This is a genomic window from Emticicia agri, from assembly GCF_004168285.1.
In the GTDB taxonomy this organism is placed as follows: domain Bacteria; phylum Bacteroidota; class Bacteroidia; order Cytophagales; family Spirosomataceae; genus Emticicia; species Emticicia agri.
The window spans coordinates 1-26,129 of record NZ_SEWF01000057.1; the positions used below are offsets into that span (position 1 = coordinate 1).

Consider the following 26,129-nt stretch of genomic DNA (forward strand, 5'->3'; position numbering starts at 1 on the left):
TTCAGCATGAAGCCATGCTTTTTTTGCAGCCAATGTATCATCGTCTTCCACATTATCAGGATCTGGTACACAACAATCAACCGGACAAACCGCTGCGCATTGGGGTTCTTCATGAAAACCATGACACTCTGTACATTTATCAGTTACTATATAATAAAATTCGTCAGACACAGGCGACATTGGATCTTTTCCTCCGATAATCGTTCCATCTCCTAATTCCACTTCGGTCAGCTTTGTTCCCCCTCCCCACGTCCACTCAACACCACCTTCATAAATTGCCGTATTAGGGCATTCAGGCTCGCATGCAGCACAATTGATACATTCGTCTGTAATCATTATCGCCATACTCTCTCTATATTTAGTAGTTTTCAAATAATCAACAAATATACGGCTTCAAAGTTTCAATTTAGTCGTATTTTTGTAGGTTTTTAAGATACAAAACATTTTTTCTAAAAATAATGCAATTAAAAGACCTTATACTCACATTTTCGCAATTGGGAGATTTCATACTTGATGAAAAGAATACAGAACTGCTTAAACAATGGTCATCCGCTTCCCGTAACGAAAATGCCTGGTTTACAGAAGATAACGTCAAATTAGCCCTGAGTAATACAGCTAAATATTATCTTAGTAAAGAATCATTAGAAAATTTTATTGCTGCCAATCATATAGAAACAAATATTAGTCCAAAAAAAGTGGGTATTGTTATGGCAGGCAATATTCCGGTGGTCGGATTTCATGATTTACTCTGCGTAGTTTTAAGTGGCAATATTGCTTTGGCTAAATTAAGCTCCAGCGATTCTGTTTTAATGCGATTGCTTATATTAAAACTTTATGAGATTAATCAAGAACTAAAAGAACTCATTCAGGTAGCAGATAAATTGAATATAGCTGAAGCCATGATTGCCACAGGTAGTGATAACACGGCCAAACATTTTGAATATTATTTCGCCAAAGTCCCCCACATTATCCGTAAAAACAGAACCTCTGTGGCTATTCTTACTGGTGAGGAATCAAGAACTGAGTTAGCAAATTTAGGCAATGATATTTTTCAGTATTTCGGATTAGGTTGTCGAAATGTATCAAAACTTTTTGTTCCGAAAGGATACACATTTGATAAATTCTACGAATCAATTGAATACTGGAGTACCATCAGGATACACCATAAATACAATAATAATTACGATTATAACAAATCTGTATTGTTAGTGAATAGAATACCTCATTTGGATAACGGCTTTTTGTTATTAAGAGAAGATACCGCGCTTGTATCCGCTATTTCTGTTTGTCATTTTGAATATTATGACAATGAAACACATCTGAATCAACTAATAGATGGCCATAAGAATAAGATTCAGTGTATTGTTTCCAATGAAGGAAGATACGAAAACAGTTTTAAGTTCGGAGAAGCACAATCACCAAATCTGAATGATTTTGCTGATGGCGTAAATACTATTCAGTTTTTAAAACAAATCTGAATCAAAATTTGAGTTTTCGGTTTTTCAGACATTTCATCGCCTTTTCGATACCATTAATTGTTAGCGGAAACATCCGTTCATCAGCCCATTCTCTGATTTGCTTAATGGTGCTTGTGTATTGCCAGTACCCATCGTTAATCGGGTTTAACCAGACCAGATTTGGAAACTTTTCTTTAAATCTTTCCAACCAGGTTAGACCCGATTCTTCATTGTAATGCTCCACGCTTCCTCTTGGCTCCGATAACTCCCAAGGCGACATTGAAGCATCGCCAACAAAAATCACCTTATAATCTTTATTATATTTATTCAACACCTCCCACGTAGAAATCTTGTCTTCATAACGTCGGCCATTGTCTTTCCATAGACTCTCATAGATACAATTATGAAAGTAATAATATTCTAAATGCTTGAATTGATATTTAGCCGAAGAAAAAAGCATTGAGCACTCTTCTATATATTCGTCCATTGAGCCGCCGACATCCAGCAGTAACAAAACTTTTACTCTGTTTTGTTTAGATGCCTGCATCTTAATATCCAGAAGCCCTGCATTCTCACTCGTTTTATGGATAGTCTCCTCTAAGTTCAGTTCATCTTCAACCCCTTCTCTCGTTAGTATCCTTAACCTCCTTAACGCCATTTTTGTATTTCGGGTATTCAGTTCAAGGTCATCATCATAGTTCTTAAACTCTCTTTTGTCCCATACCTTTACTGCATTTTTCCCACCGCCTTTTCCTCCTATTCTTATACCCGTTGGGTTATACCCTGAATTACCTAAGGGGGAAGTACCTGCGGTGCCTATCCATTTGTTGCCGCCTTCATGCTTTTCTTTTTGTTCTTCTAATATTTGCCTGAATCTATTGAGTAACTCTTCCAAACCACCCATTGCTTTCACAGCCTCTTTTTCTTCGTCAGTCATTTCTCTCAACAACTGGCTCTTTAACCAGTTTTCATCAATATCGGCTAAAATTTTTTCAACAGGAATATTTTCAGAATCATTAAAAAATTGCCCGAAAAGTTTATCAAATAAATCAAGATTCTGTTCGTGTTTCACATAAATAGCTCTACTCAGAAAATAAAAATCTTCTACACTGTAAGCAATTACCTCTCTATCAAGCGCCTCTAACAAAGTTAGATGCTCTCTGATAGAAACCGGAAGTTTATTAGTTTTCAGATAATAAAAGAAATCTAAAAGCAACGCTTTAAATGTTTAAGTATTTATTTAATCCCTTTCTCTCTCAAAGCCTTATACAAATCATAATCTGATTCATTTTTAAGCAATGCTCCTAAAAATGGGGGTACTTCATTCATTCTGCTTAAGTCATTCAAATCATCAGCAGAAACTTTACCTACCAGAAGTAATTTAAGCCAATCAATCAGTTCGCTGGTTGAAGGTCTTTTCTTCAGGTTTTTAATCTCTCTTATTCCAAAAAAAGTTTTTAAGGCATTGGCGAGGAGTGTCTCATCTAAGCATGGATAGTGCACATCAACAATTTGTTGCATCGTCTCCTTATCAGGAAAACGGATGAAATGAAAGAAACACCGACGCAAAAAAGCATCAGGCAATTCTTTTTCGTTGTTTGAGGTAATAATAATAATAGGCCGATACTTCGCTTTTATGGTTTGTTTCAACTCATAACAATAAAATTCCATGCGGTCGAGTTCCTGCAATAAATCATTCGGAAATTCTATATCAGCTTTATCTATTTCGTCAATCAATAATACGCTCTGCTCATCAGTATCAAAGGCTTCCCATATTTTTCCTTTCTTAACATAATTTTCAATATGGTTCACTCGGTCATCACCCAATTGCGAATCACGCAGGCGGGAAACTGCATCATATTCGTATAGCCCTTGCTGAGCAGTTGTAGTAGATTTTATATGCCACGTAAAGAGTTGCTTGCCTAAAGCCTTTGCCACTTCAAAAGCCAAAAGTGTTTTGCCTGTTCCGGGTTCACCTTTAATTAATAACGGACGTTGTAAGGCAATTGCGGCATTTACTGCTGTTTGCAGTTCCCGGGTAGCTATATAATCAGAAGTACCTGAAAAGTTATTATTTTTATAAGAATTATGAGCCATAATTATATTGATTGCCTTTCACTACTCCTCTTCACTGGTAAAACTATACAAAGTCGGGTCAAGTTTCAATGTTCCGGCATTAAATTCATGAACGAATTTCGTGATTACTTTATCATCAATTTCCTCTACATTCAGGGCAATGTCCAGGCCAATGCCATATTCAAAGTCCTCATCTATTTCAACAAATTCAGCTACCTGAATTACTTCTTCCTCTTCCAGTTCTTCAATTATTTCTTCCAGCATCAACTCCATGTCTTCATTGGCCTTATAATTGGGTTTGCGTTTTTCTACCTCTACATAGTTAGGATATGATTTTTTCATTCTAACCTCTGCTTCTTCAAAAACCAGACTGCTGTGGTTCAACCGCAAAGTTCCCATTACTGCATCATAAATAACCTCCTGACCGTTATACCTGCCAACAAACTGAAAATGTGCAAATTCACCTGAATCATTCATGCCATCTTCATCTTCAACAATTACATAGTTCTGCCCTTCCTGTTGGCATTCAGCTTTCAGTTGAGCTATTTCCTGAGGGTCAAATCCTTCGTTTTTCATATCTTAAAATTGGAAATAAATAAATTGTGAGTTGTTATATACCCCATAACATAAAATCATAAATAAAATCAGGTAATAGGCCCCCCATCTCTGCCAACGTGGTCTAGCATCAATCCATGCCGACAAGTTTTTACCTCTCTGCAACCATTGAACCGACTCCATGATAATAAATGAAATAATAATTAAATATAAGTCATTTTTACCAATCAGGTATATCACAAAGTCTAAAGAATGTGAACTACTGCTAAAAATATGCCTTGCTATATATAAAGAGTCGGCATTTGTATTGGCACGGAAGAAAATCCAGGCAAAAGAAACTAAAATAAAAGTAATAAAACCATGAATTAATTTCTGGGGAACCGATGCGTGACTAAGTGAGGTCTTAACACCAGTAATTTTCTTCTGAAAAGATTCTGTTATCTGGCCGATAATTAAATAAAAGCCGTGTAAAGCTCCCCATATTACATAATGCCAGTTGGCTCCATGCCAAAGCCCACTTACCATAAATACAAAGAATCGGTTAAAATATTGTCTTGGCCTTGAAACCCGGTTTCCGCCTAACGGAATATAAAGGTAATCACGGAACCAGGTGGACAGTGAAATATGCCACCGTCGCCAGAACTCTCCGACTGATTTTGACAGATAGGGTCTGTCAAAGTTTTTCATCAAGTCAAAACCCATCACACGAGCAGAGCCTAATGCTATGTCTGAATAGCCGGAGAAATCACAATAAATCTGGAAAGTAAAGAAAATAGTAGCTACAATGAGAGGTAAGCCCTGATACTCGGTCGGATTATTATAAACCAGATTTACAAATTTTGATAATCTATCGGCAATCACCACTTTTTTAAACATTCCCCACAACATCAGACGAAGCCCACTCACTACTCTTTCATAATCAAAGTTATGCTTTTCATAAAACTGATGTATTACATTCTGTGGTCTTTCAATCGGACCGGCTACTAACTGCGGATAAAACATCACATACAGGGCATAAATACCAAAATGGCGTTCGGCCTTCTGATTTCCACGATACACCTCAATGGTATAGCTCATTGCCTGAAAAGTATGGAAAGACAAGCCAATGGGCAGAATAATATCCCAGTATGGCAATATATTTTCAGGGTTGATTTTAAATAGAATTGTATTGAAATTATCAATAAAGAAGTTGTAATACTTAAAAACGGCTAATACACCAATATTAGCCACCAGACTCATAATTAATGCCCACTTTCTTTGCTTTCCCTGCGATTGTTCAATCCAGATTCCAGCAAAGTAATCTATAATAATCGTAAAAAAAAGTATCAGGATATAGTATGGTATGAAGAAGCTATAAAAAATACAACTCGCTACCAGTAAATGAAACCAGCGGTATTTGTGCGGAATAGCAAAATAAAGAAGGGTAACAATCGGAAAAAATATTAAAAACTCAAGCGAATTAAAAAGCATCAGAGAGGGTGTTCAAAGTTCGAGTTTCAAAGTTCTTGCTTTAATGTTAGATTTTAAAATAAATTTCGTGTTTTTGATACTGAATTTATACTATTCATTCAATAAACAATTGGGTTTAAAATCATAAAAGGCCTGACATTCAGACCCTTTATGATTTTATAATTTAAAACAATTTTCTATCTAAATCAAAGTTTTCGAGATAATCAGAAACCCGCTTAACAAATTGCCCTCCTAAAGAGCCATCTACCACCCGGTGGTCGTAAGAATGAGAAATTATCATTTTCTGGCGGATACCTATGGTATCTCCATGTGGCGTTTCTATTACCGATACTTTTTTCTGTATTACGCCAAAGGCTAAAATAGAGACCTGTGGTTGCATGATAATAGGCGTTCCGGCAATATTGCCAAACGAACCAATATTAGAAACAGTCAGCGTACCATCAGCCAGGTCGTCAGCTTTTAGTTTATTTGCTCTCGCTCTGCCTGCCAGTTCATTTACTTTTTTGGTAAGCCCGATTAAACTATAAGAATCTGCTTCATGCACTACTGGAACTATCAGGTTACCGGTTTGCAACGCAACTGCCATACCTATATTAATTTTTCCTTTGCGAATAATTTTATCACCATCAACCTGAATATTGATGAATGGAAAATCTTTAATGGCTTTTACTACTGCTTCAATCAATAATGGTGTAAAAGTGATATTTTCGCCTGTTTCCTGCTGAAATTTACCTTTAATTTTATCTCTCCACAACGATACATTAGTCATATCTGTCTCTACAAACGAAGTAACATGTGCCGAAATTCTTTTCGATTCAACCATTCTTTCTGCAATCATTTTTCTCATTCTGTCCATTTCTATAATCTGGTCAGTTGAGGTATTTATATAAATGGTTGAAGCAGAAGAGATCGGTGCTTCGATAATAGCTGTTGAGGAAACCCCTTTTTCTTTCTTCAGTTTTACAAAAGCTAAAATATCATCTTTAGTTACTCGGTTTTCTGCTCCTGAGCCTTTAATACTTTCTAACTCTTCGCTGGTTACATTTTCTTCTTTAGCAATATTCTGAACCAAAGGGGAATAAAAACGCCCGGTCAATGAATTGGCTTTAGGTTCAGCATTCTCAACCATTATTGAAGTTAATTTCGATTGCTTTTCAAGTTCGTCAGCTATGTTTTCAATTTCTTTCTCTTCGGTAATAACGGTCTGAACAGGAGATTTGCTTGTATTTTCACTTACCTGCTCCACATCTGTTTCAATAATACATATAGGCTTGCCAATGGTAGCTATTTCTCCTTTTTTAACCAATATCTCTTTCAGAACACCATCATAGGCTGACCCAATCTCTGTGTCAATTTTATCAGTGGCCACTTCCAGAATCATTTCGTCTGATTCTATTACATCCCCTACATTTTTCAACCAGTTCAAGACCGTACATTCAAATATACTTTCACCCATTTTAGGCATTATCATTTCTACAAGCGCCATAGTCTATTTTTTAGATTTTGTTGATATCAAATTAAGAGTATGTTTAAATTTTGTTATTCTGACCGAAAAGCACAGGTTTTTTGGCTAAACAAGGCGTATTTTGCAGATGTAGCCAGCAGCTACATCGAAAAAATGCAACGCAGTGTAGCCGGAAAAGATGGCTTTGCAGGTCGAATCATAATTTTTAAACATACTCTAAGATTCATAATCGCCATTCAGCATTTTTCTTAAAAGATTCATGGCAACTACACTGCCATAATTTATATTGGTTTCTCTCTGGTTCGACATTTGTACTTTTCGGGCAATTGTTCTTCCCTCCATTGCACATGCAATCCAGAGTGTACCCACAGGTTTTTCAGGCGTTCCTCCATCAGGGCCTGCGACTCCGCTTGTAGCAATAGCAAAATCTGTTTTCATCAACGCCCGCACACCTTCTGCCATTTGCATAACGGTCTCTTCGCTTACAGCCCCATGATTCTCTATTGTCTCAGGCTTCACGCCTAAAACATTTATTTTCACTGCATTAGCATAACTTACTACACTACCCATAAAGTAAGCAGAGCTTCCTGGCACTTTAGTGAATAAATGGGAGATAAAGCCTCCTGTACAACTTTCTGCCGCTGAAATGGTTTTATTTTTACTTTTTAACAGTTTCCCTAACGCTACCTCTAAATCATCGTCGTCGTATCCAAAAACAAACGACTGAATCATAGGTAATACCTTATCAACTTCATTCTGTACTTCTTGTTTCAGGGTTTCTTCATTTTCTCCCATTCCGGTCAATCTCAGACGGACTTGTCCGAAACTTGGAAGGTAGGCCAATTTGATATGAGCGGGTAAACTATCTTCCCATTTTTCAATTTTTTCTGCAAGAAATGATTCACCTACTCCAATGGTACGAATCATTTTATGATATATTATCGGTGTTTCAAAGTATTTCTTTAATCTTGGAATTACCTCATTGGCCATCAGGTACTTCATTTCATGCGGCACGCCCGGCATCGAAACAAAAATTTTGCCTTTTCCTGAACCCATACTTTTTTCAAACCACATGCCTGGAGCTGTTCCGGTTTTATTGGCCAGATAGATACACTTTTTCGGCACCATTGCCTGCTGACGATTTAATTCTGTCATTGGCCGGCCTCTTTTTGTAAAAAATTCTGTGATAAACCCTAAGGCATCCTCATTGATAATTAGTTCATCATCAAAATATTTACAGAGTGTTTTTTTGGTAATATCATCTTTTGTTGGCCCTAACCCTCCGGTTAGTAAAATAATGTCAGCCCTTGATTCAGCTTCTTCAAGTATCTGTAAAATCTTATCTTCTTGGTCTCCTACTGACGATTTCCTCACGGTCTTTATACCTATTTTATCTAATTGAGTACTCATCCATTGGGTATTTGTATCGGTTATCTGCCCGTACAAAATTTCATCTCCGATTGTTACTACTTCGGCCAGAATCGGTCTCATATATATAATATTGGGTTTTGTTATTTCTTAAAGTGTGAATTAAACCATCAATTGTTTGAGTTGTCTCAATCAAAATCAGGTATCTTTGCAAAATAGGCTTTATGATACACCGCTCATTTTGATGCTGGAAATTTACATCCACAATTTCTTAATTTGCACAAAAATACAATTTTCGGTGTTCATTCGTTAGTAAGACAATTATTAATTCTTAAAAAACAATTTTAAACGAGTCAAAAATGAGAAGATTACTTATTCTTTCGTTGATTATTAGTATTTTAGGCTTGCAGAGCTGTGCAGGACAGAAAATAAATCTGGGTAAAGTTTTAGATGGTATTTCTAAATCAACTCAGGGAGGCGGATTAAGCAATGATGAGGTTATTTCAGGACTCAAACAAGCTTTGCAGGTAGGAATTAATAAAGGGGCTGATAGTGCTTCGAAACTCAATGGCTACTTTCTGAATCCAATAATTAAGATTCCTTTTCCTCCTGAAGTGCAGAAAGTTGAAACTGCTCTAAGAAAAGTAGGTTTAGGAGGTGAAGTAGATAAATTTGTAATGGCGTTGAACAGAGGTGCTGAAGAAGCTGCCAAAGAAGCGAAACCCATCTTTATCAATGCTATTTTAAGCATGAATTTTTCGGATGCGTGGGCTATTCTGAGAGGAGAAAAAAATGCAGCTACCATGTATCTGAAACGTACTACTTCCGAACAGTTGATTGCTGCTTTTTCTCCAGTGGTAGAAAAAGCTTTGCAAAAAACACAAGCAACCCGTTATTACACCGACTTAGCAAATTCTTATAACAGGCTTCCTTTTGTTCAAAAAGTAAACCCTGATTTGAAACTCTACGCTACTCAAAAGGCAATTGACGGGCTTTTTATATTGGTTGAAAACGAAGAGGCTAAAATCAGAGAAAATCCTTGGGCCAGAACAACCGATTTATTGAAAAAAGTATTTGGCTCGATTTAATAAAATACAGCATTAATTCAAAGGACGCGCCAAAAACGTGTCCTTTTTTTATGGATTTTCAAAAGGTTTACCTTTAAAATCAAGCCTTTAGCAATGCTATTTACTGAACATCACTGCACTATCATTCAGGTCAAATTTTTTATTTCTAAGCAATTTTATCATTTCAGCCCCTGCCAGTAAAACCGGCCCATAACCATGCGCCGCATAAACATTTACAGGGCGGTAGTAATAAAAAGCGGGGTCAAATCCCATTCCGGTTCCTACACAAACGCCTTCTACCTGCCCCTTTTCATTAACTTTGGTTGCTACTGCATTCCAGCCCAATAAGACCATAGGTCCATAGGTTGTGGCATCAAGCCAGCCTCTGTTAATTGCCTTGGCAATGCAATGCGTATAAATGGCTGTAGCAGAAGTTTCTAAATACGAATCATGTCGGTCAAGTAACTGATGCCAGAAACCAGAACCAGACTGCTGTGCAGCCAAGCCTTTCGCATGCGCTTTCAATTGCTGAATAATTTCAGCCCTACCAGCATAATTTTCAGGCAGAACCTCTAATAATTCTACCATCGTAAGAATTGCCCAACCGTTGGCTCTTGCCCAATGAAACTCAGGGTGAGTTTCCATCTCCTGTACCCAACCATGCATATACACGCCTAAATCTTTATTAAACATGCGTTTCGAAAACTGTAAAACCTGCTTTACAGCATCGTCAAAATACTTCTTATTCCCCGTCAGGCTACCCATTTGTGCTATTGCCGGAACTCCCATAAACATATCATCAAGCCACAAAGTATTAGGCAAAGGCCTGTTTCTGGCCAGCGTTCCGTCTTTCAATCGGAACTCCTTAGTAAAAATATAATTAATATAATTGTCGATAATGGGTCTTAAATTCGTCTTTACCACACCACTTTTAGTAGCACGAATCATCGCCGCACACATGGCACCACAATCATCTAAGGCATGCGGCGCAATAATCTGTCTAAGAGAAGTCTGAGGATTGGTTTTGTAGATTTCTCTGAAATAAGGCAGAACATCAGCTAAAAACTTGAATCTTTTAGCGGTATAATTGGTAAAAGAGGTATCACCAGTTACTTCTCCGGCTAATAACATGGCTTCATAAGTTACGCCCCATTCATAACTTGTCAGACTGAAATCACCCTTTAATACGATAGAATTTGAACTAATTTTTGAATAATCAGCTATTTCGGCATTCGTATTCTTATCAACTACTTTAATTGGTGTTACTTTATCTAAATAGTTCTTTACCCTATTCATCACCATTAATATATCTTCCGGCTTTGTTGTGCCATACAAAGTCGGATAATCAGGCTTTGCTGTATGCAAGGCATCTGAGTGTAAAGTAGAGGCAGGCGCTTGTTGCTGGGCATGGCCTTGCCATACAATTGTCAGAATGAGGGCAATCAGCGTAGATAATCTTACCATGAATACTTGTGTTTAATGAACGAAATAGCTTCCCATTCCGATAAATGCCGAAGAAAGTACAATTAATAATAGTCCTATATATAAAACCCGCATCGTTGACCCACTTACCCCTTTCCACTCCTTATAAAACAAGCCCCATAGCGTACCCACCAGAATAATAAATGCCATATGAAGGGTCCAGGAAGCAAAATCTAATGATTTTCCTAATTTAGACTGACCCATTCCATAGAAAAAGAATTGAAAATACCAGGTTACTCCTGCCAGTAAAGCCCACAAATAATTCGTCTTTAAAGGTGTTTTGCCATTGGTATAGTCTCCGAAAGATTTATTTCTGAAATTGAGAATCATACACCATACAAAATTGGTAGCAAAACCACCAATTAATAGCACTGGTAAAATAGCATTATTTTTAAATAAAGGGTCTGTTCCATAGGCTTCTGCCTGAGTAGCAATAGGCGCACCCACAGCAAGACCAAAAGCAAAACAGGCACTCATAATTCCGCAAAAAGTACCCACAAGCAAGCCTTTTCTTAAATCAAACTCTTTGACAGCTTCCTGTTTGCTGCTGGCATCTAATTCTTTTTCTTTCATCATTCCGGCTTTGCCACACACAAATATACCCACCACGCAAAGTGCTACACCAGCCAGTGTAATCTGACCTGAGTTGGTAGCAATTAACTCATCAAAACGACCTTCATAAATAGGAGGTATAAGGGTTCCAAAAGCAGCGCAGAAACCCAAAGCAACAGCCACTCCTAACGAAACTCCCAGATATCGCATAGTCAATCCGTAGGTAAGGCCGCCAAATCCCCAAAGAACACCAAATAAGACGGTATAAAACATAGTCTGACTATCGGCCGACTGGATGCTTGGGATTAAATCTTTAACGGTGAGAAAACCAAAAAGCCAGGGAGCAATAATCCACGAAGCTACTCCACCGATAATCCAGCCACTCTCCCACGACCATTTTTTTATATTTTTATAAGGAATGTAAAAACTACCGGAAGCAAAGCCCCCAATAAAGTGAAAAATAATTCCAAGAATTGCGTTCATATGATAAGTATGTATTAGAGTAAGTAAAAGACTTCTTTTAAAGGTACCGTAGTCGGTGAATTATCGGGGTTTGTTTCCATAATATCGGCCATATACGCCCACCAACGTTTCACAGTAGGTGTTTGTGGCAGAGTATCCAATAGTTCAGAATTTTCAATTTTTAAAGAGGCAAACAGAATATTTGTTTCTTCATCAAGAAAAATGGCATAATCTTCAACACCAATACTCTTTAATAATTCCTTCATTTCAGGCCACAATTCATCGTGTCGACGTTTATATTCTTCGGTTTGTCCGGCATGCAACTTCATTTTTAGGGCAACTCTTTGCATCATAATCAGGTGTTTAAAAAAATTTCTTCAATCCCTCCCACTTTACTTTCCAGGTTCCATCAGTCGGAAACCCCGGATTTACTTCTTTACAATCATCATACCCGGCACACATTAAGGCAACTGCGGTTAATAAACCTCCATTGCCGGGCATGTATAATCTAAGACGCTGGTCTTGAAAATTATGCCCATTATTCAGATAAGTATTGGTTCTGATATTCATTAACAGGCCATCAAGTGCATACTTAGGCATTCCTAAGCGAGTAGCGGTCATAGCCACCATCGGAAAATCCCAACCCCATGTATCTTCCCAATGCCACACATTCCACACTTTTTCAAAGGTATTCTTCATGATACCCTTATCAATCATCGGTGTCTCCGGCAACATGCCTAAAGTCCCCAATACAGATGGATGGTCAGTTAAAAAAAGCGGATTAGTATAAGAATCCTGTGCACTTTCAGTAGCCAGATAAACTTCATCTTTAACAGGTAAAGGCGATAATTTATCAATTACTTCCTGCCACGATTTTTCCGGTTTTAAACCTAATCTTTTCCGCCAGTTTTGTGCGGTATTTAATGCCCAGTACCAGTAATTAAGTTCATAAGATGGATTATAGGTATCCTCAGGCTTGAATCTTTCCTGCGCAGGTATCAACCCTTTTCCTAATATATATTTACCTTTCTGCGTATCAAAAAAGGCATAAGATGCCATAAAGTTAGCAGTCTCAAAAATCAGTTCGCTGTATTTTTCCAGTGTTTGTCTGGTAGGTTTTTCTCTGTAACATAATTCGGCAAAAGTAATAATATGGGGTTGTTGCCAAATCAGGTAAGAACCCACCGATGAGCTTGTTTCACCACCTTTATTATCAGTCATTTTTTGCCACCTTGCCCCTCTGAATCCCTGTCTTTTAGCTATTTTTCTAGCAGTCGGCAAAGCAATCTTGTACCAGTCAAGGCTTTTTTCCAATAATTCAATTCTTCCCCATAAGGCAAAATGCACGCCATGCCACCAGTGCATTTCAAGATGAGGTTTTCCAAACCAGCTATTATAGGTAAGTCCTGTTTCTTGTGGAGGAGTATTAGTAGTTCCTTGTACTTTTGTTAAATATTGAGATAAAATAATTCTTCTTTCTAACTCCTTTGCCCGTTTGTCTGTACTACCTGAAAAATCAACTGCGCCACCTGAATTCCAGAATTTATTCCACCCTTGCTGACTATTTGTAACAACAGCGGCAAAGTTTAAAGGAACTGAATTGTTAGCCTTTTCTGAAAAATCACAAGTAAAAGACCAATTGGTTGCTGAGGTTGATGGCTGAATAGTAAAATAATGAGGTTGCTTGATTTGTGACTGCACATTCAGACTTGAGCTGAACCCAATAACATAATTCAAATCATTAATTCTATGCTGAACCACTACTCGTTTCTCCCCTTGCTTTGTAATAATTGAATTATGCTTATCTGTATTAGTCCAATTATTGCCGCTATCTAAAAATTTATCGGTTGGGAACGGAATCCTGATTCTTATCAATAGCTGATTGGTTTTAAGTAATGGCGAGTCAACAGAAACACCTATGAGGTCTTTTTGTTGATGGCAAATAGTTTTCACGTGCACAGGTTGGCCATCAAAAATAAATTGGCTCGAAATCTCACCTGTCCATAAATTCAAAATCTGGTTAATCTGTATTATATCGCTTACATCTGCTTTTGTGCCATCTTTTTTATACAGTTCAAAACCAATATTCCCTAAATGAATTCTATGAGGATTTTGACGAAGAAAATTAACAGCATCTCTTTTACGATTGGGTTCTGAAAATTGAGGCGTATAAATTACTTTTCGTCCGTGGCTTTCCATTTCTTTAAAACCCTCCTCAATGTTATAATTCTCTTTATTCGGAAAACTGTGCCATCCCCAGTCTGATTGTGTACCTAACGGTATTCCGTTAGCATAGTAATCAGGAAAAGTCTGTAGCCCGGTAGCATCTACTGTAAAAGCAAAACTGCCATTTCCAACCGTAAGTGAAGATAAAGTATCTAATGATTTTACTACAATAGTATGTCTGTTTACCAATGCTTCACGATTAATCTTCTGGGCGAAGCCTATCAGAGGAAAAACAATCAACAAGTATAGTTTTATCAATCGGGAAAGAAAAATCATGAGAATCATTAGGGTATTCGGTGAACCAAAGATACTGAATTATATCCAATTTTACTCTCCTGTACACGTATGTTAATTAAATTTTTTCACCGAAAAATTACATTTTGGACAAATTACCATCAAAAAATGAAAAGTCTTAATCAGAATTTAAATCTGTTTTTGAACTTTCTGAGCTAAAAAATAATTTTACATCTATACCTGCTTGTGGTACACAGCTAAAAGCCAAAGGCATTAATCCGATATACTTATCTAATATTAGTTGAATGAAGAAATCAGAAATCAATTTTACAGTCGAATTAGACGATACCAGAATCCCTGAGAGAATTTTTTGGGATGCTACAGAGAATCCAAATGAAGGAATCAACGAAAGCAAAGCTATTTCTATCAGTGTTTGGGACCATTATCATAAAGGTTTGTTGGGTATAAACCTCTGGACAAAAGATATGGCATCAGATGAAATGAAACATTTTGCCATTGACATTGTAGGAAACGTAGCACAAATGGTGGCTGATTCTACAGGAGACAAGAAGATGATTGAGATTTTAGAGAGCACTTGCAGAAGTCTGAAAAGACACTTAGACGAAGAACAAAAAAATAACCCTCAATAAGGATTATCAAGAATTATAAAAGAAATGGGCATTCTAACGATTTGTTAAGAATGCCCATTTCTTTTTAGTGACCTTTTAATGACTATGACTATGACTGTGAATCGCCCCTTTCACTGCTTTTTTGGGCTTGATTATCTTGGTCCAGGTCAGGAATTTGATAACCGGATATGTCGGGTCTATTTCGTACCACTTCTTTCCGAAATTAATCGACATCGGATGTTTGTGATGGTTATTCTGAAATAATTCACCCAACATCAGAAAATCAAAAAACAACGAATTTTTAGATTCATCTTTATTATCAAAGTTCTGGTAACCGTATTTATGACCACTCCAGTTTACAATAGCACCATGAATGGGTCCCATCAGAAAGTGAATCGGTAATAAGAAAAAGAAACCCCAGTGAATATCGAAATAGAAGAACCCAACTACGTAAAATACCACATAACTTGTTCCCCATATAACTCTTGAAATCCAGGTATCACCTATTTTGTCGATAATTTTCCACTCCGGCAAATCCTTTTCAAATCTTTCTTCAATTTTATATTTATAATTCAATAAAGCATTGTAAATCTCTTTGGTTTTCCACATCATGGTAAAAACATTTTCAGTATGATGCGGTGAGTGTGGATCTCTTTCAGTATCGCTGTAGGCATGGTGCATACGATGCAAAATGGCATACGAGCGAGGATTAAGATATGATGAACCTTGTGAAACGTAAGTAAGGAAATAAAAGAACTTTTCCCAGAATTTATTCATTGTAAACATTTTGTGTGCAGAATATCTGTGCAAAAAGAATGTTTGGCTAAACAACGATAAATACCAGTGTCCAATAAAAAAAGATAATGCGGCAACCATTTTGTTTTGTTAGTAATTAGATTAAAATACAAATATAAGTTGTAAACGGTAAATCTTACAAAAATGTTACTATGTTGCAAAAGAAACAAGAAACTTCTTCAAAATGTCCAAATATGAACCTATGAATTATCCAATTCAGATTTTATTAGTAATTGGTAAAAGCATATTGCACTAAATTTGCTCCCATCTGCAATGCTTTCAGGCGAAGTTCCTCTGGGTCATGGTACACGCTCTGGTCTTCCCAGCCATTTCCTAAGTCACATTCAAAGCTGTAATAACATATTAATCGACCCTGCCAGATTAATCCAAATCCCTGAGGAGGTTGGTTATCGTGTTCATGAACTTTAGGTAAACCCGCAGGGAATTTATATTTCTGCTGATATATTGGATGATTATAAGGTAACTCTATAAATTCAAGCTCAGGAAACACCTTTTTCATTTCCCGTCTGATAAACTTATTCAAACCATAGTTATCATCAATATGCAAAAACCCACCTGAAACAAGGTATTTTCGCATATTCTGCACTTCTGCATCAGTAAAAACCACGTTTCCATGCCCGGTCATGTGTATAAACGGATATTGAAAAATATCCCCACTGCCTACCTCCACAATGTCTTCTTCAGGATATAGATTCATTTTAAGATTCTGATTGCAGAATTTAATCAGATTAGGTAAAGAGGTTTTATTAGCATACCAATCACCACCACCCCCATAGCGCAACTTGGCAATTTTCAGGGTTGGTTGTTGAGCCAAGGCAGTAATTATTAATCCGTAACATATAGTGAGGCTTAATAAAGAAATTCTGATTATTTTTTTCATCGAATTCATTCCGGTGTTTATTTATATTTTACCTAAGTAGGTTATTGCTCAGGGTGCAGGCTACAATGCCTGCGGTTTCTGTTCTTAATCTTGAATTTCCTAAGGTTACCCATTCAAACTTTTCCTGCCTGGCCTGTAAAATTTCATCACTTGAAAAATCTCCTTCGGGGCCAATCATGATACAGTAAGAAGACTTGGGTTTTAATAAACTTACCAAAGGTTTTGAATCATCGGTTAAATGCGCCAAAAACTTCTGTTCCTGACTGACTGTTTTCAGGAATTTTTCAAAAGGCACTAATTCATTGATCTTCGGCAGATAGGCTTTTAACGATTGTTTCATGGCTGAAATGGCAATTTTAACCAGTCTTTCTACTTTCTGCTGCTTTCGTTCTGAGTGTGCTGTTTGTATTAACGAAATTTCATCTATTCCTATTTCAACGCATTTCTCAATAAACCATTCAAGACGGTCAGCATTTTTGGTTGGTGCTATGGCTATATGCAGATAATTCTCTCTTTGATGGTAATTCTGTTTTTCTGAGATAACTTTAAACTCACATTTTTTATCGTTGGCTTTGGTAATTTCACATTCATATAGCCCTCCTACCCCATCTACAATATGAATGATGTCTTTGGCTGAATTTCTTAAAACTTTCACACAATGGCGTGAGTCTTCAATATCCAAAAACTGATTCTGGGAAATATTTGGCTGAAAAAAAAGAAGCATGCAGGTTTAATACTAATTAAATTCAATCGTTTTTGCAGCCGCCGATTTGTGCAGTAAAAACACTTCCCTGTGGTGCATCAAAACCATGATTAAGGTCTATAAATTTATTTGCTTCCAAAGTTAATTGTTTTGTGCTATTCAATGCAATATAAGCTGTAATTGAGGAATTGGCACCGATATAAGCCAACTGGGTTAAATTCTTCAATAGGATACTATCCAAACATTTCAACAAAACATCTTTCACAGCCGATTGGGCATTATCAGCAGTAATCTTATAATAGTATCTATTATTCAGTTCTACTTGTGTATCGTAATAGTTATCGCCTTTAATGGCACCTATTTCAGTTAAGTTATCGGAATTATTTACACCTCTGAAAATATGATAGGTTGTCTCTGCATTTCCGTTCCATTTTAAATGAACCATCAACTCTTCATGCAGACTTACAGCTAAGTCCAGAGAAGTGGGTGTTACAGGTGGTTGCGGATTATTAGGTGTACCTGGCTCCGGGGGTTCTGGGTTAACCGGAGGGTCCGGAGTCGGAGGTTCAGGAGTTACCACAGGTGGTTCGGGATTTGTCGGTGGCTCAGGATTTGTCGGAGGGTCAGGTGTCGTTGGTATTTCAGGTGCCTGACCACCAATTTCAACATTATCAAAGCTAAATGCCCTCATACCGAAACTATTTTTAATATGCACACCATTATAAAACGGGTAAGTATTATCAGCAAACCAACTGGGCAAGTAAGACACTAATTTAGGATTATTGATATTAGCCAGATTCAGATATATCTTATTCGCAATGCCTTCACCAGATTGAACAACGTCATTTCTGCCATCAACATAAATAAAGTCTTTCATACTCCTAAGCGTATAATTGGCTGTCGAATCCTGAGGGTATCTCATTTCCATACCTGCATCAAATTCTAATACCAATCTACTGCCTTCCCAATAAATCCGTTGAATATCAGGTGAATAAATATTATTCGATTCAAAGTTTCCATAAACCTCTCTGCCAATAATTCTTGATAACTCCAAAGCGGTTTGCTGATACCCTTCAAAAACATAATGTAGCCCATCATAACCTCGGGTTCCGACCGTACTTAGGGTACTGATTTTAGGATAGAGATATTTGCTTCTACGCTGAAAATCTCTTAAATATCCTGCCTTATGATTCGACTGCGTTAAAATATTTGCCTGAAGATTATAGATTTTCTTGAGATTAGGAAAATCAGTATTCAGATGTTTATATAAAATAGAAAACTGTTCAGGATAATTTTCTGAATCGCCAAAATAATACCCATCACTTTCGCCGTGTCTGAACACCAGATACTTAATCTGCTCTCTCATGCCACTTGCGTTGGCCTGAATAATCATTTTTCCATAATTACTACTCTGGTCAGTTGGATTCTGAGGATTCCGGTCATTAAGCGCTTTAATGGCTGCTCCTCCTACTGCGGCAACTACAACACCTACCGGATAATTATATTTCTGGCTTAATACACGTTGCAATTCCAAAGCAATCAGCCCCGTACCAGGCCATTGAGCAGTTTCAAAAGGTACCAGCCACTCTCCACTATTCTGACTAAAGTCATACATGACATAATACCTCAGAAATGGGTCACGTGCTGGCTGATATTCGTTAATTCCTCCATAGCCTAAGGCATTAGATTGTCCGTAAATTAAAAACACGTCTCCAGCTGCTACTCTTGTGGCCGATTTTACTTCTCTTCCATCAAGATATAAAGTAACTGTATAATCGTACTTTCCGGCATTGATTTTTGGAGAGAACTCAAAAGAAGAGACGCCTGTAACATTAATGGTGCTTTCATAAAAAACACTTGCCTCACGAAGGATTTTAAGCGTGATAGATGAATGGTTTCCTTCCGTAAGTAGCCCCTTAACACTCACAGTAGCTTCATTTTGCTCGTTACGCTGTAAAACCTGATTTGAAAGGGGGAATTTATGATAAGAAATTTGCGAATAAGCCGTTTGCCAACAGAATACTATTGGCAAAATGAGTTTAAGAAAACTCTTTTTCTGATAAGAATGGCTTAATTTAAACACAAATAATAAGTTACAGGATGAGTTTTAAGTATCAGGTCAGAAAAAAACGTGCCAATTTTTTCCAAAACTTAAAGTCGATATGATAGCTTAACCATTAGTTACCTGTAATGTTTCAGATTATTGAACAAGTATTTTTCCCGAATTAACAAATTTACCAATTTTCATCTGATAAAAATAGACTCCTTTATGCAGATGTTTAGTAGAGATTTTATGCTGCTCATAAAACTGAATTTCCTTTACTAATCCCCCTTTGGCATCAAACAAGCGAAAATCTGTAAGCAATTTACTATCAGTAGTAATGGTAAAATAGTCAGTCGTAGGATTAGGAAATACTTTAATGGTCTGCAAATTTCCCGGTTCATTTTCGAGAATAATTTTCTTTACCTCAATAGCCGCAGTTCCGTCTGTTTTACCCATGCCGCATATATTACTTACGCCAAGAACTTTATAAGTAATTGTTTCAAGAGGTTTCACAATTAAATCCAACTCATTTCTGGTCGATTTATGTAAAGATGAATCTGATAGCAACACATCAAAAGGTGGTAAACCGGTAAATTTTAAATGAATGTTCCCTTGTGCCCCTTCTGTAATCTGAGGTGTTTTTGTTGAAATGCTAACCGACGGTTTTATCTGAATGGCAAAGCTATTGGTTGCTAATTCGTTCGTTTTATTATCGGTAACCAGTCTTATCTTATAATGGTCTCCTGTTTTCACATCTTCCGGGAAATTAACAATAATCGGAGACTTATTTCCTTCTCCAAGAATTCTGCTTGAAGCAAAAGAACCATTGGCATCTGATAGTTGAACCTTAAAGATCTGGTTGGCATCAAACTCATAAGTGGTATAATGCACTTCTGCCGGAGTACCTATACACTTGGTTTGGGGGTCGATATAAAGTGTTAAAGGGCCTAAATGTGGTGAAACTTCAATAGGATTATTTTTGATGCTCACATGATCGAAACTAAATGCCCGCATTCCCAAAGAATTTTTGAAGTGCGTTCCATTATAATACACAAGTGGCGTGGGATTACCATAAGAGGAAGGCAAATACGAAACAGTTGACCCTTTAGCAGTTGTATTCAGATAAATTTTGTTGCCCACTGCATTGCCCGAGGTTACTAACCCACTCTTCCCATCAATATAGATAAAGTCCTTCATCCTCCAGACATGATTATTAATAATAGTATCTTTAGGGTACACCATCTTCATACCTTCATCAAATTCCAACACAAGTTGGTTGTTTTCCCAGTAGGCTTTTTTCAAATCAGGAGAATAAATTTCAGCCGATTCCTTTGCCCCATAAATTTCTTTCCCAAGTATCCGGGCTAACTCAAATGAAGTTTGATGATAACCGGCGGTATTATAATGCAGGCCATCATAGCCTGTTGTACCAACGGTACTGATATTTGTGATGGTTGAAGACACATTTTCAGAGTTTCGCTGAAACTCTCTTAAAAAACCTGCCCGTGTATTATGCGTAATAAGAATATTGGTCTGAAAATTATATATCTTTTTTATATTAGGTATATCGGTCTTCAGATGGTTCAATAATTTAGTAAATTGATGAGGATAGGTTTCAGACTGGTTAATAAAAGAAGCGTCGCTTTCTCCATGTCTGAAAATCAAGTATTTTAGTTGTTCTTTTTGACCACTTGTATTGACTTGTGTCAGTAACCTTCCATAATCTGTATGCGTATCAGCAGGGTTGGCAGCATTTCTGTTACCCAAAGTGGCAATATCAGCACCCCCAACAGCACCCACTATTACCCCAATCGGATACTTATGTTTTTCATACAACATTCTTTCTAATTCCAAAGGGAATAAACCTGTACCAGGCCATTGTGAGGTCTCAAAAGGCACTAACCATTCGCCTTCCTTGTTGTCAAAATTGTACATCACGTAGTACCTTAGAAAAACATTTCTCAAGGGTTGGTACTCGTTAATACCGCTATACCCTAAGGCATTTGACTGACCATAAAACAAATAAATATCACCGGCCACTACCCTGTCTGCTTTTTTTATTTCATTCCCATTGAAATACACTTTCAGATAATAATTATACTCTCCTGCTTTAATTTTGGGTGTAAAACTGACCTGTGTCTGGCCCGTAAGCGTAATTTCATTTTCGGCATAAAGTTTTTCTTCCTGCCATATTTTGAGACTGACTTTCCCTCTCAAAGATGCGTCTACCGTTCCGGAAATAGCAATAGTAGCCTCGTCTTTCTCGTCTCTCTGCAGAATCTGATTATCAATTGGGAATTTCTGAAAGTTGACCTGTGCGGAGCAATAGAAGGGAATAAATAAAGATACAACCGATACAAACAAATTGTATCTGCCACAGTAAATGTTATTAATTTTCATAGAGTTATGTAGTTCTAAGAACAAATATACTTTTTTTTAAACAAAAAGCATAGTTCTTTTTATCTTTCTAAAGTTCATCTATACCTGTTACTCAATAACCAATTGTTAAATCGGGTCTTTTCATTTCTCAGGCTTAAGCAACTGATAAAAGCCTCTTCTGTCAACTGTTATTCCAGGAATTGTTTTGCTTTTCTCAAATGCGTTATAGACTGGCTTCAGATTAGCCCAGAAGTCTAACAGGTTTTTATTATCAGCATACTTAGTCTGCAAATCTTTATAATTTTCCTCATTCATATAGCACGGGAAAATATACACATGAGTTGTTCCACCTGCGCTTTTAGCTTTAGCTGCCAGAATATATAATTCTTTAATATTTATATTATCCGCCCCTAAGGGAATACAACCAATAGTTACACAATCACCATGAATAAATATATCGCCACCAGGATTTAGTTTATCAGAATGCACCAAGTCAGCTGCGTTAGGGTAATTTATTTTAAACGATAGATGGTAGTCGCTATAAGGATTAAATGTAGTTATATAGTAAAACCCTTCAGGGATTTGTCTGTCTCCAGAACGCCTTTTAGGGCCTAAAACACCTGATGTCTCACAAAAATCATAAGTCTTAATCAATTTAAAAGTAGCTTCATTTTTATTCTTGGCCCAGACTTCTAATTTTTTCTCTTTTTTTAATGCTCTTAAAAAGAGGTCAAATTTTGAAGAATGAATATTATTCAGTTTCAATAATTCTTCTACAATTTTTCCTTTAGAATCGTAGGCTTCTTTAACTCTCGGGTGTTTCAGTTGATTTGTAAAAAAATCAGGGTCAGAAATAAATGGTAACATAGATAGTAAAAGCAGCAAGAGGGGTTTCATATATAGCAATAATTACATGGTTACACCCAGTTTAAATCCCCACCTTTGATATTTTCCGTTCTCATAGCTTGTGATGGCTTCTAACCGTAAGGCTTTTAGAATACCATCAATACCATAACCAATTTCTACATAATTTTTTAAAGATGGAGAGTTCAGATAATTTACAAAAATATCCTCTTTCAATCCCCAGATTCGGGCAAGCGGAACTTGGGTTAAAAGTAACTTTTTAAACTCATTAATCACGTGCCCTTGCAGATAAGCTCCTTTGGTACTGAATCTATATTGATTAATATAGGTAATGTTTTCTTCTCCTTCTACAGGCACACGGGTATTTAATAAACGATAACGGGCAAAAAGTCCGGTTTGCAGGGCATTCAGGTAGTTATTATTGATATGCTTCATATCCATCAGATAAACTTTTCTGTTGTTAAAAAAGTCACCTGCTTCAATCATATAATCTAATTTTCCAAGTTGCCCCAGACTTATATTCTGTTTAACATTCAGACTCAGGTAATCAAAGTCTGCATCTATCATTCCTTTCTTATAAGTAAGTGTAATAGCAGGAGCTTTACCAGCGAGTATCTTCCGGATACCATTGCGAATACTCACCTTAGACGACGGAGTCCACCTCATCTGTCCTTGCCAGATAAATGCGGTGTGTTTTTGAAAAGCCCCATTTCCTAACTCAATACTTGGAGGATTATTGATAGAAAAACCATTTTTTTCAAAATCCTTAATGGTATAAATTTTATTGAGATTTTCTAAGGGAGACCTTTCTGCTATTTCAATATTGGTAGATAAAGTTAACCTTGGGTCTTTTTCAAATGCGTAACCAAGAGTACCATATTTTTTATCATAAATTTTCAGAAAATTCTGTTCATTTAAAAGTGTGGTTACCGAGTTCATCCACTCAAAAATGAAGCTATTAGGGTCAAACTGAGTAATGTATTTACCCAGACCAACTGTCAGTTTTGAGCCACTTTTTTCAAATTCAAACCCTAATCTTCCTCTTACCCCTTTTTCCTCAAATGCATAACGTATATTACCATAAACATTGTATTTAAATCTGACTCTCGGACTAAAAAGTGTATGATTTTTATAACCCAATCCCAGGTCTGCCACAATACCTTCTACCGAATTATAATTTAGCCCAACCAATGGCATATAAGGCGGCTCAAAATGTAAATATTTGCCATTTTTAAGCTTAAAGTCATAATTCATAATAAAGTATTGCCATGATTTGCGGACAGAGTCTTTTTTGAGACTATCTTTTTTTTGCACACGTGCCACTTTTATACTATCTCCGAATTGATAACTTTTCTTTTCTTCGACAGTCAACGGTATATTTCTTATGTTACTCCAGAAAGTTGAGTCTCGGGTTCTTGCCTGTGGGTCAATTTCTATTATTTCATTACTGACTACATCTAAATCCTTATTCTTTTCTTTGGCTTGTTTTCTCTCCTCCTTCTCAAAATCCTTCATTATTTTCCTGATATTTTTTATCGAAAATTCTTTCTGCTCCTTCAATAAATTTTCAGTTTTAGAATCTTTAAGAGATTTTTTAGAGAGTGGGTCCTGAAACTTTCCTTCTTTAGTTTCATCAATTAACTTTATTTCTTCTACAAAAGCGGGATTAGTTTTAATAGCCGAATAATTGGCATTGACTTGCGCTTTTATCATAAAATCAAAACCAAATAATTTACCTGAAAAATCAAGCCGTTGGTTAATTGGCAACCACACTTTTTCAATTGGCCCGTAATACTGGCTTAGTTTAAGGTTTAGCCCATTGTCAATCGTTTCTACATCAATACTATGAATGTTCCAGTAATTATCAATAATATGTATCGTACCTTGCCAAACTCCATCGCCATATGATTTTGGAAGTATTTTAATTTTATTCACGATCATCCCTCGGTCTTCAAAGAAACCTTCATACTCAAACCGATAATACTTAAAAGCCAACGGAGATAACGGCGAAACACGGTTGGTGCCGGGGTCGTAGAAATCAAAAAGATAAAAACCATCTGACATAGAAATGCCTTCAAAGGTACTTTTTTGCCCAAAAACCTTGGTATATTTGGAATTAGGCTGCGCATAGCTTATTTCCATCACTGATTCTGACAAAAATGGTACTCCTTCTTTGATATTCTGCTTATTAAGGTCTTTTCGTAAAACTAATGGAATTTTGTTTAATAGAACCGAATTTTTAACGTAGGCCTTTGCCTGATAGCTTATCACCTGTTTCTGATGAATTTTGCTTTTGGCAATGGCCTTGCGCATGATGGTATATGCTGGATCTTCTTCTTTAGAGCTTATTTTAACCTCTTTCAACGAAACCGATTGTTCTTCCAGCTTAATATTTAGTTCAATAAAATCCTCAGCAATGGTTACACGTCTGATAAGCGTTTTATAGCCTAAAAACTGAAAGTTCACCTCATAAGTACCAGGCTTCAGATTCAGGAGATATTCACCCTCTGCATTAGCCATTGTTCCGGAGTTCTGCCCTTTTACAATGATGGAAGTAAAAGGCAATCGCTCACCTTTGCTATTGGTAATTATTCCTTTTATACCTCCTGCCTGCAACTCGGTGATGAAAAAGAAGAAAAGATAAATAAGTTTTAGTCTGAACATATGTTAGAGTATGTTTAAATTTTGTTATTCTGACCGAAAAGCACAGATTTTTTGGATAGACAAGGAGTCATTTTGCAGATGTAGCCAGCAGCTACATCGAAAAAATGCAACACAGTATAGCCAAAAAAGATGGCTTTGGAGGTCGAATAATAATGTTTAAGCATACTCTTGTATTAAAAATGTGAATCAAGGGTTAAAAATAAATAGACAAATGGCAGCAGTTATTCTACCTAAACAATGCGACCATAGAGCATTAGCAGAACGTACCTTTGAAGCATTTTGAATATCTGTTTTGCTAATGAGCCACTTAAAGAAAGATTCAATAGGTTGCCTAACAGAGCTAATATACTTAGAAAATAGGCTATCATCCGATTGTAGATATTGTTGTCTTTTTTTCAATTTTATAGGCGTTAAAACGACCGTGTTATTTTTAGAAAGTTGTTGGTTGAATTTTTCTGAACTATATGCTTTATCACCGACCACAATTTGATTTTTTAATTGGCAAATCATGGGTTTTATAGCTGTTAAATCATTCACACTGGCAGGCGTAAAATCAAAAAAGTTAGGTTTAGGTATTTTTTCAAATCTGTCCTTACCTATCAAATGGAGCTTTACTCCATGATAAAATTGTTTTTTTGCATCGCAATAACCCTTATCTGCTATCTCAGATGCTACTTTAGCTGTATAAGGGTGTTTGGAAAGCATGATAGGCAATGAATCCACCAAAGATACATTA

22 protein-coding genes are annotated in these 26,129 nt (G+C 36.7%); 3 read left to right on the plus strand and 19 right to left on the minus strand.

The genetic code is table 11. The annotated features are described in order from the left end of the window. Window positions 1-345: 4Fe-4S dicluster domain-containing protein (locus tag EWM59_RS23855; protein ID WP_130023760.1), on the minus strand; the 345-nt coding region annotated here is incomplete at its 3' end. A gap of 113 nt (window positions 346-458) precedes the next feature. Between EWM59_RS23855 and EWM59_RS23860 the strand changes: the two genes are divergently transcribed. After that, complete coding sequence (locus EWM59_RS23860; RefSeq protein ID WP_130023761.1) at window positions 459-1,478, plus strand: acyl-CoA reductase; 1,020 nt, start codon at window positions 459-461, stop codon at window positions 1,476-1,478. Between the two features lies 1 nt (window position 1,479). On the opposite strand, the gene EWM59_RS23865 is transcribed toward EWM59_RS23860, so the two are convergent. From EWM59_RS23865 to EWM59_RS23890, 6 genes are all read right to left on the minus strand, one after another. Then, window positions 1,480-2,673, minus strand: a complete 1,194-nt coding sequence (locus EWM59_RS23865) for a vWA domain-containing protein (RefSeq protein WP_130023762.1) — start codon at window positions 2,671-2,673, stop codon at window positions 1,480-1,482. A 20-nt stretch (window positions 2,674-2,693) separates the two neighbouring features. Continuing rightward, window positions 2,694-3,554, minus strand: a complete 861-nt coding sequence (locus tag EWM59_RS23870) for an AAA family ATPase (RefSeq protein ID WP_130023763.1) — start codon at window positions 3,552-3,554, stop codon at window positions 2,694-2,696. Window positions 3,555-3,575: 21 nt separating this feature from the next. Next, window positions 3,576-4,109 carry a hypothetical protein gene (locus EWM59_RS23875; RefSeq protein ID WP_130023764.1) on the minus strand — a complete coding sequence of 178 codons (534 nt, stop codon included), beginning with the start codon at window positions 4,107-4,109 and terminating at the stop codon, window positions 3,576-3,578. A 3-nt stretch (window positions 4,110-4,112) separates the two neighbouring features. Further along, window positions 4,113-5,558 (minus strand): MBOAT family O-acyltransferase, encoded by a 1,446-nt coding sequence (locus tag EWM59_RS23880; protein WP_130023765.1) that lies wholly within the window; start codon window positions 5,556-5,558, stop codon window positions 4,113-4,115. A gap of 163 nt (window positions 5,559-5,721) precedes the next feature. Beyond that, window positions 5,722-7,044, minus strand: a complete 1,323-nt coding sequence (locus EWM59_RS23885) for a dihydrolipoamide acetyltransferase family protein (RefSeq protein WP_130023766.1) — start codon at window positions 7,042-7,044, stop codon at window positions 5,722-5,724. Window positions 7,045-7,239: 195 nt separating this feature from the next. Continuing rightward, window positions 7,240-8,514: a competence/damage-inducible protein A gene (locus EWM59_RS23890; RefSeq protein ID WP_130023767.1), complete on the minus strand. Its 1,275-nt coding sequence runs from the start codon at window positions 8,512-8,514 to the stop codon at window positions 7,240-7,242. 236 nt (window positions 8,515-8,750) lie between these two features. Here EWM59_RS23890 and EWM59_RS23895 point away from each other — a divergent pair, with 236 nt between their 5' ends. Then, window positions 8,751-9,479 (plus strand): DUF4197 domain-containing protein, encoded by a 729-nt coding sequence (locus EWM59_RS23895; RefSeq protein ID WP_130023768.1) that lies wholly within the window; start codon window positions 8,751-8,753, stop codon window positions 9,477-9,479. Window positions 9,480-9,575: 96 nt separating this feature from the next. Here EWM59_RS23895 and EWM59_RS23900 read toward each other — a convergent pair whose 3' ends face one another. Genes EWM59_RS23900 through EWM59_RS23915 form a run of 4 tightly spaced genes read right to left on the minus strand, consistent with a single transcriptional unit; the run spans window position 9,576 to window position 14,465 of the window. Then, window positions 9,576-10,922, minus strand: coding sequence for a glycoside hydrolase family 88/105 protein (locus EWM59_RS23900; RefSeq protein ID WP_130023769.1), 1,347 nt, complete (start codon window positions 10,920-10,922; stop codon window positions 9,576-9,578). Between the two features lie 12 nt (window positions 10,923-10,934). Continuing rightward, the gene (rhaT, locus tag EWM59_RS23905; protein WP_130023770.1) at window positions 10,935-11,975 is read right to left on the minus strand and encodes an L-rhamnose/proton symporter RhaT; all 1,041 of its coding nucleotides are present in this window, start codon (window positions 11,973-11,975) and stop codon (window positions 10,935-10,937) included. Window positions 11,976-11,989: 14 nt separating this feature from the next. Next, on the minus strand, window positions 11,990-12,307 hold the full coding sequence (gene rhaM / locus EWM59_RS23910) for an L-rhamnose mutarotase (RefSeq protein ID WP_310587895.1): 318 nt from the start codon (window positions 12,305-12,307) through the stop codon (window positions 11,990-11,992). 10 nt (window positions 12,308-12,317) lie between these two features. Beyond that, window positions 12,318-14,465: a hypothetical protein gene (locus tag EWM59_RS23915; protein WP_229239428.1), complete on the minus strand. Its 2,148-nt coding sequence runs from the start codon at window positions 14,463-14,465 to the stop codon at window positions 12,318-12,320. 254 nt (window positions 14,466-14,719) lie between these two features. On the opposite strand from EWM59_RS23915, the gene gldC reads away from it, so the two are divergent. Further along, the gene (gene gldC / locus EWM59_RS23920) at window positions 14,720-15,064 is read left to right on the plus strand and encodes a gliding motility protein GldC (protein WP_130023771.1); all 345 of its coding nucleotides are present in this window, start codon (window positions 14,720-14,722) and stop codon (window positions 15,062-15,064) included. A gap of 75 nt (window positions 15,065-15,139) precedes the next feature. Here the strand turns inward: gldC and EWM59_RS23925 are convergent, their stop codons facing one another. The 8 genes from EWM59_RS23925 to EWM59_RS23960 all read right to left on the minus strand — a co-directional run. Then, window positions 15,140-15,919, minus strand: a complete 780-nt coding sequence (locus EWM59_RS23925; RefSeq protein WP_130023772.1) for an acyl-CoA desaturase — start codon at window positions 15,917-15,919, stop codon at window positions 15,140-15,142. A 145-nt stretch (window positions 15,920-16,064) separates the two neighbouring features. Beyond that, a complete protein-coding gene (locus EWM59_RS23930; RefSeq protein WP_130023773.1) occupies window positions 16,065-16,739 on the minus strand; it encodes a DUF4159 domain-containing protein in 675 nt (224 codons plus the stop codon). Between the two features lie 28 nt (window positions 16,740-16,767). Next, complete coding sequence (locus EWM59_RS23935; RefSeq protein ID WP_130023774.1) at window positions 16,768-17,463, minus strand: 16S rRNA (uracil(1498)-N(3))-methyltransferase; 696 nt, start codon at window positions 17,461-17,463, stop codon at window positions 16,768-16,770. Window positions 17,464-17,485: 22 nt separating this feature from the next. Then, a complete protein-coding gene (locus EWM59_RS23940; RefSeq protein ID WP_130023775.1) occupies window positions 17,486-19,525 on the minus strand; it encodes a sialate O-acetylesterase in 2,040 nt (679 codons plus the stop codon). Window positions 19,526-19,642: 117 nt separating this feature from the next. Then, window positions 19,643-21,886, minus strand: coding sequence for a sialate O-acetylesterase (locus EWM59_RS23945; protein WP_130023776.1), 2,244 nt, complete (start codon window positions 21,884-21,886; stop codon window positions 19,643-19,645). A 120-nt stretch (window positions 21,887-22,006) separates the two neighbouring features. Beyond that, window positions 22,007-22,762, minus strand: a complete 756-nt coding sequence (locus tag EWM59_RS23950; RefSeq protein WP_130023777.1) for a L,D-transpeptidase family protein — start codon at window positions 22,760-22,762, stop codon at window positions 22,007-22,009. Between the two features lie 12 nt (window positions 22,763-22,774). After that, window positions 22,775-25,393 (minus strand): DUF5686 and carboxypeptidase regulatory-like domain-containing protein, encoded by a 2,619-nt coding sequence (locus EWM59_RS23955; protein ID WP_130023778.1) that lies wholly within the window; start codon window positions 25,391-25,393, stop codon window positions 22,775-22,777. Window positions 25,394-25,579: 186 nt separating this feature from the next. Further along, window positions 25,580-26,129: transposase (locus EWM59_RS23960; protein ID WP_207220055.1), on the minus strand; the 550-nt coding region annotated here is incomplete at its 5' end.

Bases quoted from the DNA above. Each gene is read 5' to 3' on its own strand.
- EWM59_RS23900 (WP_130023769.1), bottom strand. From the start codon at position 10,922: ATGGTAAGATTATCTACGCTGATTGCCCTCATTCTGACAATTGTATGG.
- EWM59_RS23860 (WP_130023761.1), top strand. From the start codon at position 459: ATGCAATTAAAAGACCTTATACTCACATTTTCGCAATTGGGAGATTTC.
- EWM59_RS23945 (WP_130023776.1), bottom strand. From the start codon at position 21,886: ATGAAAATTAATAACATTTACTGTGGCAGATACAATTTGTTTGTATCG.
- EWM59_RS23890 (WP_130023767.1), bottom strand. From the start codon at position 8,514: ATGAGACCGATTCTGGCCGAAGTAGTAACAATCGGAGATGAAATTTTG.
- EWM59_RS23870 (WP_130023763.1), bottom strand. From the start codon at position 3,554: ATGGCTCATAATTCTTATAAAAATAATAACTTTTCAGGTACTTCTGAT.
- EWM59_RS23935 (WP_130023774.1), bottom strand. From the start codon at position 17,463: ATGCTTCTTTTTTTTCAGCCAAATATTTCCCAGAATCAGTTTTTGGAT.
- gldC (WP_130023771.1), top strand. From the start codon at position 14,720: ATGAAGAAATCAGAAATCAATTTTACAGTCGAATTAGACGATACCAGA.
- EWM59_RS23915 (WP_229239428.1), bottom strand. From the start codon at position 14,465: ATGATTCTCATGATTTTTCTTTCCCGATTGATAAAACTATACTTGTTG.
- EWM59_RS23895 (WP_130023768.1), top strand. From the start codon at position 8,751: ATGAGAAGATTACTTATTCTTTCGTTGATTATTAGTATTTTAGGCTTG.
- rhaM (WP_310587895.1), bottom strand. From the start codon at position 12,307: ATGATGCAAAGAGTTGCCCTAAAAATGAAGTTGCATGCCGGACAAACC.
- EWM59_RS23950 (WP_130023777.1), bottom strand. From the start codon at position 22,762: ATGAAACCCCTCTTGCTGCTTTTACTATCTATGTTACCATTTATTTCT.
- EWM59_RS23880 (WP_130023765.1), bottom strand. From the start codon at position 5,558: ATGCTTTTTAATTCGCTTGAGTTTTTAATATTTTTTCCGATTGTTACC.
- EWM59_RS23930 (WP_130023773.1), bottom strand. From the start codon at position 16,739: ATGAAAAAAATAATCAGAATTTCTTTATTAAGCCTCACTATATGTTAC.
- EWM59_RS23925 (WP_130023772.1), bottom strand. From the start codon at position 15,919: ATGGTTGCCGCATTATCTTTTTTTATTGGACACTGGTATTTATCGTTG.
- EWM59_RS23885 (WP_130023766.1), bottom strand. From the start codon at position 7,044: ATGGCGCTTGTAGAAATGATAATGCCTAAAATGGGTGAAAGTATATTT.
- EWM59_RS23955 (WP_130023778.1), bottom strand. From the start codon at position 25,393: ATGTTCAGACTAAAACTTATTTATCTTTTCTTCTTTTTCATCACCGAG.
- rhaT (WP_130023770.1), bottom strand. From the start codon at position 11,975: ATGAACGCAATTCTTGGAATTATTTTTCACTTTATTGGGGGCTTTGCT.
- EWM59_RS23875 (WP_130023764.1), bottom strand. From the start codon at position 4,109: ATGAAAAACGAAGGATTTGACCCTCAGGAAATAGCTCAACTGAAAGCT.